Annotated in this window: 13 protein-coding genes and 1 other RNA gene; 2 read left to right on the forward strand and 12 right to left on the reverse strand. The window is 68.5% G+C overall.

Annotated features, from left to right (window positions below; translation table 11 throughout):
• Positions 1–161: 161 nt before the first annotated feature.
• The 9 genes from BMZ21_RS21090 to BMZ21_RS21130 form a co-directional block, all read right to left on the reverse strand.
• Positions 162–1,205 carry a hypothetical protein gene (locus BMZ21_RS21090; RefSeq protein WP_091838896.1) on the reverse strand — a complete coding sequence of 348 codons (1,044 nt, stop codon included), beginning with the start codon at positions 1,203–1,205 and terminating at the stop codon, positions 162–164.
• An 86-nt stretch (positions 1,206–1,291) separates the two neighbouring features.
• Positions 1,292–2,080 carry an inositol monophosphatase family protein gene (locus BMZ21_RS21095; RefSeq protein WP_091838901.1) on the reverse strand — a complete coding sequence of 263 codons (789 nt, stop codon included), beginning with the start codon at positions 2,078–2,080 and terminating at the stop codon, positions 1,292–1,294.
• Positions 2,081–2,177: 97 nt separating this feature from the next.
• Positions 2,178–3,098, reverse strand: coding sequence for a tetratricopeptide repeat protein (locus tag BMZ21_RS21100; RefSeq protein ID WP_091838904.1), 921 nt, complete (start codon positions 3,096–3,098; stop codon positions 2,178–2,180).
• A complete protein-coding gene (locus BMZ21_RS21105; protein ID WP_091838908.1) occupies positions 3,095–3,748 on the reverse strand; it encodes a thiamine phosphate synthase in 654 nt (217 codons plus the stop codon). The genes BMZ21_RS21100 and BMZ21_RS21105 overlap by 4 nt, the downstream gene beginning before the upstream one ends.
• Positions 3,745–4,899: a benzoate/H(+) symporter BenE family transporter gene (locus BMZ21_RS21110; RefSeq protein WP_091838911.1), complete on the reverse strand. Its 1,155-nt coding sequence runs from the start codon at positions 4,897–4,899 to the stop codon at positions 3,745–3,747. The genes BMZ21_RS21105 and BMZ21_RS21110 overlap by 4 nt, the downstream gene beginning before the upstream one ends.
• A gap of 8 nt (positions 4,900–4,907) precedes the next feature.
• Positions 4,908–5,732 (reverse strand): TIGR00282 family metallophosphoesterase, encoded by an 825-nt coding sequence (locus BMZ21_RS21115; RefSeq protein WP_091838915.1) that lies wholly within the window; start codon positions 5,730–5,732, stop codon positions 4,908–4,910.
• Between the two features lie 181 nt (positions 5,733–5,913).
• Positions 5,914–6,489 (reverse strand): 5-formyltetrahydrofolate cyclo-ligase, encoded by a 576-nt coding sequence (locus BMZ21_RS21120; RefSeq protein ID WP_091838920.1) that lies wholly within the window; start codon positions 6,487–6,489, stop codon positions 5,914–5,916.
• A 4-nt stretch (positions 6,490–6,493) separates the two neighbouring features.
• Positions 6,494–6,649: non-coding RNA, 6S RNA (ssrS, locus tag BMZ21_RS21125), on the reverse strand.
• Between the two features lie 73 nt (positions 6,650–6,722).
• Positions 6,723–7,700, reverse strand: coding sequence for a LysR family transcriptional regulator (locus BMZ21_RS21130; protein ID WP_143079751.1), 978 nt, complete (start codon positions 7,698–7,700; stop codon positions 6,723–6,725).
• On the opposite strand from BMZ21_RS21130, the gene BMZ21_RS21135 reads away from it, so the two are divergent.
• Positions 7,700–8,674, forward strand: a complete 975-nt coding sequence (locus BMZ21_RS21135; RefSeq protein ID WP_091838928.1) for a carbon-nitrogen hydrolase family protein — start codon at positions 7,700–7,702, stop codon at positions 8,672–8,674. The genes BMZ21_RS21130 and BMZ21_RS21135 overlap by 1 nt on opposite strands.
• A gap of 24 nt (positions 8,675–8,698) precedes the next feature.
• Here BMZ21_RS21135 and BMZ21_RS21140 read toward each other — a convergent pair whose 3' ends face one another.
• The 3 genes from BMZ21_RS21140 to BMZ21_RS21150 all read right to left on the reverse strand — a co-directional run bounded on the left by BMZ21_RS21140 (position 8,699) and on the right by BMZ21_RS21150 (position 10,530).
• Positions 8,699–9,763 carry a D-alanine--D-alanine ligase family protein gene (locus tag BMZ21_RS21140; protein WP_091838931.1) on the reverse strand — a complete coding sequence of 355 codons (1,065 nt, stop codon included), beginning with the start codon at positions 9,761–9,763 and terminating at the stop codon, positions 8,699–8,701.
• Between the two features lie 90 nt (positions 9,764–9,853).
• The gene (locus tag BMZ21_RS21145; protein ID WP_091838936.1) at positions 9,854–10,222 is read right to left on the reverse strand and encodes a cell division protein ZapA; all 369 of its coding nucleotides are present in this window, start codon (positions 10,220–10,222) and stop codon (positions 9,854–9,856) included.
• Positions 10,222–10,530: a DUF4164 family protein gene (locus tag BMZ21_RS21150; protein ID WP_244543938.1), complete on the reverse strand. Its 309-nt coding sequence runs from the start codon at positions 10,528–10,530 to the stop codon at positions 10,222–10,224. Before BMZ21_RS21150 ends, BMZ21_RS21145 begins: the two co-directional genes overlap by 1 nt.
• A 258-nt stretch (positions 10,531–10,788) precedes the next feature.
• On the opposite strand from BMZ21_RS21150, the gene tkt reads away from it, so the two are divergent.
• The gene (gene tkt, locus BMZ21_RS21155) at positions 10,789–12,792 is read left to right on the forward strand and encodes a transketolase (RefSeq protein ID WP_091838940.1); all 2,004 of its coding nucleotides are present in this window, start codon (positions 10,789–10,791) and stop codon (positions 12,790–12,792) included.
• Positions 12,793–12,895 lie beyond the last annotated feature (103 nt).

Raw genomic sequence — 12,895 nt, forward strand, 5'->3', positions numbered from 1 at the left:
CTGCTGCGTGGTCATCCCGGGCGACCGGAGGGAGACCCGGGATCCATTCCGGAACCTCTTTCGGCTAGGCTCCGGAATGGATCCCGGCTCTACGCTGCGCTCCGGCCGGGATGACCAGCGCGGATATCATTCACCTTTCGAACAGCGCCTTCTCGGCGCAATCACGACTCGCTCACCCGCTCGGCGGCGAGGCGCTCGATCAGGCGCTTCAGATCCTTCTCTCGCACGGCCTGCGCCTCGACCCAGTCGCGGATCAATTGCTGCTCGGAGCGCATGTGCTGGACGAGACCCTGGATGCCCTCGGCGAGATTGGCCAGCGCCTGCGTCGCCGCGCGGTTGTTGGAGCCGTCCTGCATGGCGGCCTGGAGCTTGTCGAGGCGCTCGACCACGATGTCGCCGGCGACAGTCGGGCCGGCGGGGGACATCGCCAGCGGGGTCGTCGCGGAATGGCTCGTGGCGGTGCCGAGATAGCCCTCGATCTCGTTGCGGAAACGGCGCTGGCCCTGGCCGACCTGCAGGTCGAGGAAGCCGAGGATCAGCGAACCGGCGATGCCGAACAGCGAGGACGAGAAAGACAGGCCCATGCCGGCGAGCGGGGCGGCGAGGCCGGCCTTGAGCTCGTCGAAGAGCACGCCCGCTTCCGCACCGGTACGCAGGCTCTTGATGACGTTGCCGACCGAGGAGACGGTGTCGAGCAGGCCCCAGAAGGTCCCGAGCAGGCCGAGGAAGACAAGCAGTCCGGCAAGGTAGCGCAGTACCTCGCGCCCGTCGTCGAGCCGGACCGCGATCGATTCGAGCAGGCTCGTCGCCTGGCTGGGAGCGAGGTTGCGCTGTTCCAGCGCCGGCAGCACGGGGGCAAGCGGGCTGATCACCTGGTTGCGCCGCAGGGTCGCGCCGGCCGGATTTGCGGCGAGGCGGGTAGCAGCGCGCGCCTCGCTGTCGACGCGCCAGAGTTCGCGCAGCGACAGGAGGACGCCGACTGCGAGCGCGCCGACAATCAGGCCGTTGAGCCCGGGATTGGTCATGAAGGCGGTGAGCAGGCCCGCCTGCAGGATGAAGATCAGGAAGCCGATCAGCGCGAGGAAGACCAGCGCGCGGAGAAAATAGCGCAGCGGGCGGGAGAAGCGGAACGTCTGCGGCCGATAGGGGCTCGTCGCTGGGGGCTCCAGCGGCGGGACCTCCGGGGCCGCCTCGTCATTGGCCATGCCTGCTCATCCGATCCGGTTTCGTAGCGCGGGCGACTGTCGCCTCCCGCCACGCTAGGATCAAGCCGAAAACGGCCTCGGTTTCGTCAAAGAACCGTCTTGAGGACTGCGCGCAACGCCGGCTCGCCGGCCTCGTTGCCGCAGATCACGTCCTTGGCCGAGGTCGGCTGCTTGCCGTCGAGCGTGCCGAAGGTGCCGCCCGCCTCGCGCACCATCACCGCGCCGGCGCCGAAATCCCAGGTGTTGAGGCCGCGTTCCCAATAGGCGTCCATGCGGCCGGCGGCGACATAGGCGATGTCGAGCGCGGCCGAGCCCATGCGGCGGACATTGGCGAAGCGGCTCATCACCGCGCCGAGCTCCTTCAGGAAGAGCGGATGGCCGCCCTTGCCGATATGCGGCACGCCCATTCCGATCAGCATGTCCGCCGATTCGCGCCGGCCGGAGACGCGCAGGCGGCGGTTGTTGGCATAGGCGCCCTTGCCCTTCTCGGCGATGAAGAGCTCGTCCTTAGCGGCGTCGTAGATCACGCCGGCGATGAACTGGTTGTCGCGCTCCAGAGCCACCGAGATGTTCCAGTGCGGGATGCCGCGCAGGAAGTTGTGGGTGCCGTCGAGCGGGTCGATATGCCAGCGATTGCTCTCGTCGGTGCCAGCGACGACGCCGCTCTCCTCCATGACGAAGCCGTAGCCGGGCCGGGCCTTCTCCAGCGCCGCGCGCAGGATCTCCTCGGCCTTGTGGTCGGCCTTGGAGACGAAATCGCCCGGGCCCTTGGCCAGGACCTGCAGGTTCTCGACCTCGCCGAAATCGCGCTTCAGCGAACGCGACGCCTTCATCACGGCATCGGTCATCACGGTCATCAGGGGGGAGCGGATCATTGTACAAACCTCGAGGCGCGCGACGCGCGGCAGAAGAGAACAGACTATCAAAGAGCGGTGGTGGAGCGGCGCCGACTTCGCGCCGGCAATTTCGCCGTCACTTGCTCGGTTGGCTCGGCGTCGTCAAGGCCGTGGCCTCGATCCGGTCGGCGGCAAGACGCGCGGCGCGCTCGCGCTGCTCCGGCGAAAGCCGCTCCAGGAGCTGATCGAGCGTGGCGTCGGCAAGGCCCTGGGCGCGCGCCGCGAGGTGCCAGGCGGCCGCCTCCGAGAGGTCGGGCGGGACGGCACGGCCGAACTGGTAGAGCTTTGCCAGCCGGTTCTGGGCGATGGCATTGCCCTTGTTGGCGGCGCGGATGAAGAGCTTTGCCGCGGCGCGCTCGTCCTTGGCCACGCCGTCGCCGTTGAACAGCACGATCGCATACTCGACCTCGCCGGCGATCAGGCCGTTGGCGGCAGCCTTTCCCATCCATTCGGCCGCCACGGCGTCGTCCTGCGCCACGCCACGGCCCATCTTGTAGAGCACGCCGAGCGCGTGCTGGGCGTCGGCGAGGTCGGCGGCTGCGGCGATCCTGAGACAGGCGATGGCGCGCTGGTCGTCCTGCGCGCGCCCGGTCGCGAGCAAGGCGAGGGCGAGATTGTAGTTGGCGGCGGGATGCCCGGCGGCCGCGGCCTTCTCCAGCAGGACGCCGCCGGCCTTCGGATCGCGCGCCAGACCACGGCCTTCCAGCATCGCCATGCCGAGGGCGAAGATCGCGTTGACGTCGCCCTTGTCGGCAGCGAGGCGATACCAGTCGGCGGCGGCCTTGGGATCGATGCGGACCCCGAGCCCCTGCCGGTAAATCTCGCCGAGCAGCGTCATCGCCGCGGCGTCCTTCGGATCGGCCTCGAGCCGCTTCAAGGCTTCGTCCTGGGCTCTCCGGTAGTGTCCGGCCTGATAGGCGCCGTAGGCGAGGTCCGGCTCCGCCGCAGTGGCAGGGAGGGCGACCATCAGGGCGAGCGCTGCGAGCGCAAGCCTCATCGCGCCATCCTGCGGGCGTGCTGCGCTGCGATCGCGGCATCCGCCTGCGCAACTGCGGTGCGGATGTCGACATCCTCGGCGAAGACCCATTCGCCGAGCGCGATGAATTCGGCGCCGGTCTCGATCAGGGCCGGAACCGACTCCGCATCCGGGCAATAGGCGATGCAGGGGGTCTCGAAGATCTCGGCCCACCAGGAGGCGCGCTCGATCACCGCCGGCAGCGCCGGCAGCGAGCCGTCCGGCCGCGGCTCGCCGAACATGACGTAGTCGACGCCGGTCTCGCCGATATCCATCGCGTCATGGCGCGAGCGCAAGCCCCCGGCGCCGATGATGCGTTCCTGCTTCAGGCTGGAGCGCGCCTCGGCGACCGCCTCGGCTCCCGCGGTCAGATGGACGCCGTCGGCGCCGCCGCGGCTGGCGACCTGGGCCGAGGCCTCGACGACCAGCGCGACGTTCTGCGCCTGCACCGGGGGGGCCAGCGCCTTGACCCGTTCGGTGAGGCTGCGCTCGTCGCCGGGCGCGAGTCGCAGCAGCACGGCGGCGACATCGCCGCCGGCGAAGGCCTGCATCAGGCGAAAGGAGATGGCGCCGGGATCCGAGATCGGCGGCGTGACGAGCATCAGGCGGGTGCGGGGGACGGATGTGTTCATGATCGTCCGCGCAAACGGCCCGCGGCGTGGTCCAATGTCAAGACCATAAGCCCGGCGACGAGGCTCCAGAACGCGGAGCCGACGCCGAACAGCGACAGGCTGGAGGCTGCAACGGCGAAGGTGACGACCGCGGCGAAGCGGCCCTTGTCGCTGCCCATTGCCTGACTGAGTGCGCCGGTGAGCGAGCCGACGAGGCCGAGGCCGGCGACCGCGACGATCAGCGCCTTCGGCATGGCGAGGATGAGCGCCAGCAGCAGGCCGGATGTTGCGGCGACAACGAGCCAGAGCAAAGCGTACCAGACCCCGGCCTTCCAGCGCTCCTTCGGATCGGGATGCGTGTCGGCGCCGGTGCAGATCGAGGCGCTGATCGCCGCCATGTTGACCATATGAGCGCCGGTCGGGGCGGTCAGGAACGACATCAACCCGGTGACGAACAGGCAGGACGCCGTCGGCGGCTGGTAGCCGGAGGCGCGCAGCACGGCAAAGCCCGGCAGGTTCTGCGCCGCCATGGTGACGAGATAGAGCGGGATGCCGATGCCGACGATGGCCGTGAGATCGAGATGCGGGACGATCAGCTCGACATGCGTCAGCGCGACGGGGCCGGCGGGCAGTGTCGCTGTGCCGGTGGCGAAGGCGAGGGCGAGCCCGGCGCCGAGCGCCGCGATGACGCCGAGGAAGGGGTTCCACAACCGCGCCAGCAGGAAGACCATGAGCAGCGTCAGCACCAAAGCCGGCTGCAGGCGCATCTCGTCGAAGACGGCGACGACGAAGCGGAAGATCACGCCGGCGAGCATGGCCGCGGCGATGCTCATCGGGATCCGCTCGACCAGCGCTCCGAGCGGGCGGAAGGCGGCGGTCGTCATCATCAGCACGGCGGCGGCGAGGAAGGCGCCGACGGCCGAGGCCATGTCGACGCCGCTCACCGCAGCGATCAGCGCCGCACCGGGCGTCGACCAGGCGCAGATGATCGGCATACGATGCCGCCAGGACAGGATGAAGCTGGACAGCCCCTTGGCGATGGCGAGCCCAGCGAGCCAGGAGACGGTTTGTCCCGGCGTCGCGCCGACCGCCTGTGCGGCGGCAAGGATCACCGCGACCGAGGCCGCGTAGCCGACGAAGACGGCGACGAAGGCAGAGAACAGCTGCGACATCGGCCGGTCTATTCGTCCCAGGCGGTCGGCCAGGTCTCAGTGAGCGTAGCGCCCAGGCGCACCGGCCAGGCCGCCTTGGCGAGGCCGGTGCGGTCGTCGGTCTCGACCGCGATGCCCGAGAGCGTGCCTTCGCCGAGCGCCGGCTCCAGCCGCGACCCCGGCGTCTTCTGCAGGAAGCGGCGGATCGCCTCCTCCTTCTGCATGCCGAGGATCGACTCGTAGTCGCCGCACATGCCGGCATCGGTCTGGTAGGCGGTGCCGGCCGGCAGCACGCGCGTGTCCGACGTCGGGACATGGGTGTGGGTGCCGACGACGAGGCTGGCGCGGCCGTCGAGATAGTAGGCCATGGCGAGCTTCTCGCTGGTCGCCTCGGCATGGACGTCGACGATGACGGCGTCGGCCGCGTCCCCGAGCGGGCAGGCGGCGAGCTCGCGCTCCAGCGCGGCGAAGGGGTCGTCGAGCGCATCCATGAACAGGCGGCCCATGACGTTGACGACAAGGACGCGGGCGCCGTTCCTCGCCTCGATCACGGTCGCGCCGCGGCCGGGCGTGCCGGGCGGATAGTTCGCCGGACGGATCAGGCGCGGCTGGCGCTCGATGAAGACCAGCGCCTCGCGCTGGTCCCAGGAATGGTTGCCGAGCGTGACGACATCGGCGCCGGCGGCCAGCGTCTCGTCGCAGATCGCCTCTGTGATGCCGAAGCCGCCGGCGGCGTTCTCGCCGTTGATGACGACGCAGTCGAGCTTCCAGCGCTCGCGCAGCCCGGGGAGGCGATCCTGGACGGCGAGACGTCCGGCGCGCCCGACGATGTCACCGAGAAAGAGCAGACGCATGTCACGATCCAACGCTTGGGCCGTGCATCACGGCCCGTTATTTCGCATCTCCACGCAAGACAGCCGTCCCGGCTCTTCCCAGGCCGCGCGGTACGATTGTGCGGCTTTGAGAAAACACGGCGGGACGGCAGCGTCTTGAAGGAAAGGCGCAGCCGCTAATGACGTGATCGCCGCGGCGAAATCAACCGCAGCGGATCGTCTCGTCCTGTGTGACGACCCAGTCGAGGCGGCGATCATGCGGCTCGGCTGGCACTTCCGCGATCTCCTGCGCCGCATAGGCGATGCCGACGGTCAGGGCCGGTTCCAGCTCGGTAATGGCGCGGTCGTAATAGCCCTTGCCGTAGCCGATCCGGTAGCCGCGCCGGTCGAAGGCAGCGAGCGGGACGATCAGGATGGCGGGCTTCACTTCGGGCTGCTCGGGCGCCGGTACCAGCGTGCCGAAGCCGCCAGGCACGATCGGCTCCCACGGCGCCCAGCGCCGAAAATGCATGCGCTTCTCGACGATCGCCGGCAGGCAGAGCAGCAGGCCGCGCTCGTGCAGGGCCTCCAGGATCGGGCGCGGATCGGCCTCGGAGCGCATCGGCCAATAGGCGGAGATCGGCCCCTGCGTGAAGACCGGCAGCGCCAGCACGCGTGCGACGATGGCCTCGTCCCAGAGCAGGCGGTCGTCGAGTTCGAGCGCGTCGCGCCGGGCGAGCGCCTCGGCGCGCAGCGCGGCCTTGCGCGGGGAGGGGGCGAGAGAGACGCTGTCGGTCATGGGGTGCGGAGCCACCTCGGCCGTGGAGATTTCGATCCCGGGACACCTACAAAGTAGGTGGGCGCCGTGTGTCCGGGTCCAGGGACCCGGTCAGGGACAGCTCCCTAGGGAGTCGTATGGGCCCGGGAATACATGACTCGCACGCACCAGGCAGCCCCGCCGCGCCAATGTAGGATACGCGCCGGCAAAGTGCCAGTGGCGTTCAAGCGCGGCATGGGCGGAGCCAGTGTCGATCATGCCGAAAGCTGTGCACGAATATGACGCGCCAGCTCCTCGGCAACCTCGGACATGGCCGATCTGCGGCAATACAGATTGATCGAGAAGGCGCTGAGGCGCGGCAGGCCGCTGGCATCGTCGAGAATGCGCAGGCTGTCCGGCACAGTGGAGGCCAGCATGGGCGAGACCGCCATGTCGGCTTCGACGGTGGCGCAGATCGGCTCGAAGCTGCTGACTTCGCAGATGAAACGCCAGTCGCGGCCGGCCTCGGCCAACGCCTTGAGAGCCACGGGACGATGCGGGCAGGTATCGTCGCCCGTCGCAATGGGCAACGGATCGCGCCAGAAGGCATCGCCATCGCGCGAGCCCACCCAAACGAGGGGATCGGTCCGCAAGGTCTCGCCATGTTGAGCGCAGTCGATCTGGACGGCCATGGTCAGATCGATCTCGCCGCGACCGAGCATGTCGAGCAGGCGGCCGGTCGTGTCGCAGACGATCGAGACCCGCACGCGCGGATGGGCCCGGCCGAAGCGACGCAGAACCGGTGTGCCGTAGGGACGCACGAGATCGGAAGGCATGCCGAGCCGGACGTCTCCCGCGAATTCCGGCGCGTTCATCGCCGCCCAGACGTCGTCATTGCTGCGCAGTAGCCTTCGCGCCTGTGCCAGCAGTCTTTCGCCCTGCGGGGTCAGGCGCAGTGGCCGGCGGCCGCGTTCGACCAGCTGGCAACGGAACACGCTCTCGAGCCGCTTCAACTGCAGACTCGCCGCAGCCTGCGTCAGATGCAGGAGGCGCGCGGCGCCGGTGATGCTGCCCGCGTCGACGATGGCGTCGAAGGTCCGCAGGAGCGCGATATCGAGGTTTCGCGGCATGCGATGTCTGAATAAAAATCCTTTATGTCCTGCATAATAATTCCAAGCTTTCCTTATGCAAAGCTTGTTTTCATGATGCCTTCCATGGCTCAGGTGCAGCTGACGCTGGGCAGGAGGTGGCAATGCCGGTCGAAGGACGCTTCACGCTCGCCGCGGTCCAGGCCGCTCATGTGCTGTTCGATCGGGACGGCGCCACGCGGAAGGCCTGCCGGCTGATCGGCGAGGCCGCAGCCGCCGGTGCGACGATCGTCGCATTCGGCGAGAGCTGGCTTCCCGGCTACCCGTTCTTCGTCGACTCCACCTTCCAGCCGCTGAGCTGGCAGGCCATGGCGGAATACCATGCCAGCGCCGTCGAGGTGCCGAGCCCGACCACGGACAAGCTGTGCGCCGCTGCGAAAAAGGGCAGGGTCGACGTCGTGATCGGCATCGTCGAGCGCGATACCGCGACGCTCGGCACCGTCTATTGCACGCTTCTCTTCATTGGCCGGGACGGCGCGATTCTTGGGCGGCACCGCAAACTCAAGCCGACGCATGTCGAGCGGGCGGTCTGGGGCGACGGCGATGCTCGCGGCCTGCAAGCCTATCAGCGGCCCTATGCCCGGATCAGCGGCCTGAACTGCTGGGAGCACAACATAATCCTGCCGACCTACGCGCTCGCCGCGCAGGGAACGCAGGTGCATGTCGCCGCCTGGCCCGGGCGAGAGGTTGATCCGGCGCCAGCGCATCCCGACAGCGTCTGGCCGCGGCAGCTGCTGTTGTCACGGGCCTTTGCGTCGCAAGCTGCCTGCTATGTGATCGCAGCAGCCGGAATCAGGCTGACCGAGCACGTGCCGGACCGGTATCGCGAACTGTCTACCTATGAGCATACCGGCGAGAGCTACATCATCGACCCGCGCGGCGAGGTCATCGCCGGGCCGGCGCGAGGCGAGACGATTTTGCTCGCGGAAGGCAGTATGGAGGCCGTACTGGCAGCCAAATCGGCCGTCGACGCCGCCGGCCACTATTCGCGGCCGGATCTGTTGCGGCTGGTGGTCGACCGCGCGACACCGCGCGGGCTGAGCTTTTCACCCGAGCCGGTTCAGCCCATTGCGGGGTAGCGCGACCTCCGAGCGCCGGCCGGATCAGGCCCCCCGCGCCATCCCATGCCGGATCACCTGGTCGATCAGGTCGGGATAGGCGACACCGCTGGCGGCGAGCGCCTTCGGGAACATGCTGATGTCGGTGAAGCCGGGGATGGTGTTGATCTCGTTGACCAGCGCGCTGCCGTCCGGGCGCAGGAAGAAGTCGACGCGGGCCATGCCGTCGCAGCCGAGGGCATGGAAGGCACGCTTCGCCAGTTCCTGCAGGTTGGCGATCGTTTCCTCCGGCAGATGAGCGGGAACCTCGACGCGGGCGCCGTCCTCGTCGAGATATTTGGCCTCGTAGGTGTAGAAGCCGTGGCTCGCGGCGGCGACGATCTCGCCCGGCAGCGAGACGATGGTCTCGCCATCGGCCTGCTCCAGCACGCTGAGCTCGATCTCGCGGCCGGCGATGAACTCCTCGACCAGCACCACACGGTCGTGCCGGAAGGCCTCGGCGAGCGCCGCTGCGAAGCTCTCGGCATTCGTCGCCTTGCTGACGCCGACCGAGGAGCCCTGGCGTGCCGGCTTGACGAACAGCGGCAGGCCGAGCGCGGCGCTGACCTGTTCGAAGCCGAGCGCCTCGCCTCGGCGAACGGTGAGCGAGCGGGCGACGCTCAGGCCGGCCTCGCGCAGCAGCCGCTTGGCGATGTCCTTGTCGAGCGCATTGGCCGAGCCGACGATGCCGCAGCCGGCGAGCGGGATGCCGGCAACCTGGGCCAGCCCCTGGACCGAGCCGTCCTCGCCATCGAGGCCATGCAGAACCGGGAAGAGCACGTCGATCTTCGGCAAGGTCTGCGGCGCGGCGCCGTCCTGCAGGCGCAGGAGGCGCCCGTTCCCGCCCGGCAGCAGGCAGAGCTCGGCGCCGTCCTGCGGGATCGGATCGGGCAGAACGCCGTTCTGCAATTCGAGCTCGCGCCATGCGCCCGCCCTGGTGATCAGGATCGGCACGACGTCGTATTTCGCCTTGTCGATCGCCTTGACCACATTGGTCGCGGACATCAGCGAGACCTCGTGCTCGGAGGACCTGCCGCCGAGGAGAATCGCTACCCGAACCCTGTCACCCATAGCCGCCGCCTTCATCGATTCGCTTACGTCTGGAAGCGTCAGTCGGGCATGATTGAGGAATTGCAAAGGCGGCGGAAATGCCTGCGGCGACTACCCCACCTGCCCGGGCAGCAGGCTCCTCGCCACGCTCTCGATCCGCTCGGCCGCGGCGACGAGGGCGGCGGCGGCCCTCTCCTCGACCTCGCCGGCGCGCTGGTCGGCGAAGCCGGCATCGCCCTGCAGCGAATGGAGGCGATCTTCGAGCGTCTCGACCTTCCTCTTCAGCTCGGTGACCTCGTCGGCGACCATCAGCGCTGCCATGACGTGCAGGCGCATGTCGCCGATCTCGCCGAAGGCCTGGCGCATCTCCTCGATCTTGCCGTCATAGAGCTGAGCGAGCGCCTCCAGATGCGGCTCCTCGCCATCGCCGCATGCCATGCGATAGGCCTTGCCTGAGATGGTGACGTTGACCTGGGGCATCAGGCGTCCTGCTCGGCTTCTTCGTCGGGTTGGGCCTCGACGCGGGCGATCACTTCGGCAAGCGCCGTCATGGCGCGGTCGAGCTTGCGGTCGACTTCCTGCGCGACGCCCTCGACCTGGCCGATCCGGGCCATGGCGCCGTCGAGTTCGACCGCGAGGCGGGCGCGATCGTCCTGCATCAGGGTAAGCTCGGTTTCGAGGTTTGCGCGGCCACGCTCGACCTCGAGCCGCCTGCGAGCGGCTGCTTCGAGCTGGCCGAGCGCGCCTTCGAGGCGCGACAGGGCGTGATCCAGTGCTGGAGACGCCACGCTTCTTCCTTTGCGTGCCGGGGAAGCCGGCTCATCCGATTCGGAAGCGTAGATTAACAAATATCTCCGTGGAAAGCGCTTTGGCCGGTGCGGTCCGAGCGAAGCGTGGGGAAAACTCGATATCTGCGTCCTTGCAGGCGAATTGACTCCGCTTGAGCGGGCGGCCTATCGAACGCGCGACCTTTTTCTCAAGAGTTCGCTGCTCGTCGCCGGCCAGCTTCGGCGCGAGCCTCGTTCCGCACTTGCCGGAGAGACTCCATGACGACGCCTGCGATCGACCGCGCCCAGCACGAGCGGCTCGCCAACGCCATCCGTTCCCTCGCCATGGACGGCGTCGAGCAGGCCAAGTCCGGCCATCCCGGCCTGCCGATGGGCGCGGCCGACGTCGCGACCGTGCTGTTCACCCGCATCCTGAAATATGATGCGGCCGAGCCGCGTTGGCCCGATCGCGACCGTTTCGTGCTCTCGGCCGGCCATGGCTCGATGCTGATCTACGCGCTGCTCTATCTCACCGGCACGCCCGGCATGGAGCTCGACGACCTCAAGAAGTTCCGCCAGCTCGAATCGAAGACGCCGGGCCATCCCGAGAACTTCATGACCGCCGGCGTCGAGACCACCACAGGCCCGCTCGGCCAGGGTCTCGCCACCGCGGTCGGCATGGCGATGGCCGAGCGCATGCTCGCCGCCGAGTTCGGCAGGAAGCTGGTCGACCACAAGACCTATGTGCTGGCCTCCGACGGCGATCTGATGGAAGGCATCAGCCAGGAGGCGATCGCGCTCGCCGGCCATCAGAAGCTCAACAAGCTGATCGTGCTCTGGGACGACAACGGCATCTCGATCGACGGGCCGCTCTCGATCTCGGACTCGGTCGACCAGCTCGCCCGCTTCAAGGCCTGTGGCTGGAAGGCCGAGCGCGTCGACGGGCATGATCCCGACGCGATCGAGGCTGCGGTTCGCCGCGCCCAGAAGTCGAACAAGCCGACGCTGATCGCCTGCAAGACCGTGATCGGCTTCGGCGCGCCGAAGAAGGCCGGCACATCCAAGGCGCATGGCGAGCCGCTCGGCGCCGAGGAACTCGCCGCCGCCAAGAAGGCGCTCGGCATCACCGGCGGTCCGTTCGAGGTCGCGGCCGACGTGCTCAAGGCCTGGCGCGGTTTCGGCGCCACCGGCTTCGCCGAGCGCAAGGACTGGAATACACGCCTCGCGGCGCTGTCCGAGCGCAAGCGCGGCGAGTTCGAGCGCCGCCTGAACCACGCCGTGCCGGCCAAGCTCGCCAAGACGCTGGTCGCCCACAAGAAGGCGCTGGCTGCGAACCCGGTGACCGTCGCGACCCGCAAGGCTTCCGAACTGGCGCTGGACGTGATCGTACCCGTGATGCCGGAGCTGGTCTCAGGCTCGGCCGACCTGACGCCCTCCAACAACACCCGCGCCAAGGGCTTCGAGGACTTCACGCCGAAGACCCCGAAGGGCCGCTATGTCCGCTACGGCATCCGCGAGCACGGCATGGCGGCGGCGATGAACGGCATCACCCTGCATGGCGGCTTCCGTACCGCCGGGGGCACCTTCCTGGTCTTCGCCGACTATGCCCGTCCCTCGATGCGGCTCGCCGCGCTGATGGGGCTGCCGGTCATCTATGTCATGACCCATGATTCGATCGGCCTCGGCGAGGACGGTCCGACCCACCAGCCGGTCGAGCAGATCGCCAGCTTGCGCGCCATGCCGAACATGCGCGTGCTGCGTCCCGCCGATGCGATCGAGACGGCCGAAGCCTGGCAGATCGCGCTGGAGCGCACCGACGGCCCGACGGTGCTGGCGCTGTCGCGCCAGAACCTGGCGCCGGTCCGTACCGACGGCACCGCGACGAACCGTTCGGCCAAGGGCGCCTACGAGTTGCTGGCGGCTGAAGGTGGCAAGGCGCAGGTCTCGCTCTTCGCCTCGGGCTCCGAGGTCGAGATCGCGGTCGCTGCCCGCAAGCTCCTGGCCGACAAGGGCATGCGCGCCCGAGTCGTCTCGGTGCCCTCGCTCGAAGCACTGCTTGAGCAGGACGAGGCTACCAGGGCCGCGATCATCGGCGATGCCCCGATCAAGATTGCGGTCGAGGCGGCCGTGCGCTTCGGCTGGGATGGCGTGATCGGCACTGACGGCGGCTTCGTCGGCATGTCCTCCTTCGGGGCGAGCGGCCCCTACAAGGAGGTCTACAAGCATTTCGGCATCACTCCGGAGGCGGTGGTCGAGGCGGCGATCAAGCGTCACAACGGCTGAGCCAACTCAAATTTTTAAGGCCTGCCCTTGCGTTCCGCCATGGTTTGGCCGATTTGCCCGCGTGAATGGCCCGGCCCATGCCGGTGAACGGCGAAGGAGAGGA

Origin of the sequence: Allobosea lupini (assembly GCF_900109525.1) — a bacterium.
GTDB classification, from domain to species: Bacteria; Pseudomonadota; Alphaproteobacteria; order Rhizobiales; family Beijerinckiaceae; genus Allobosea; species Allobosea lupini.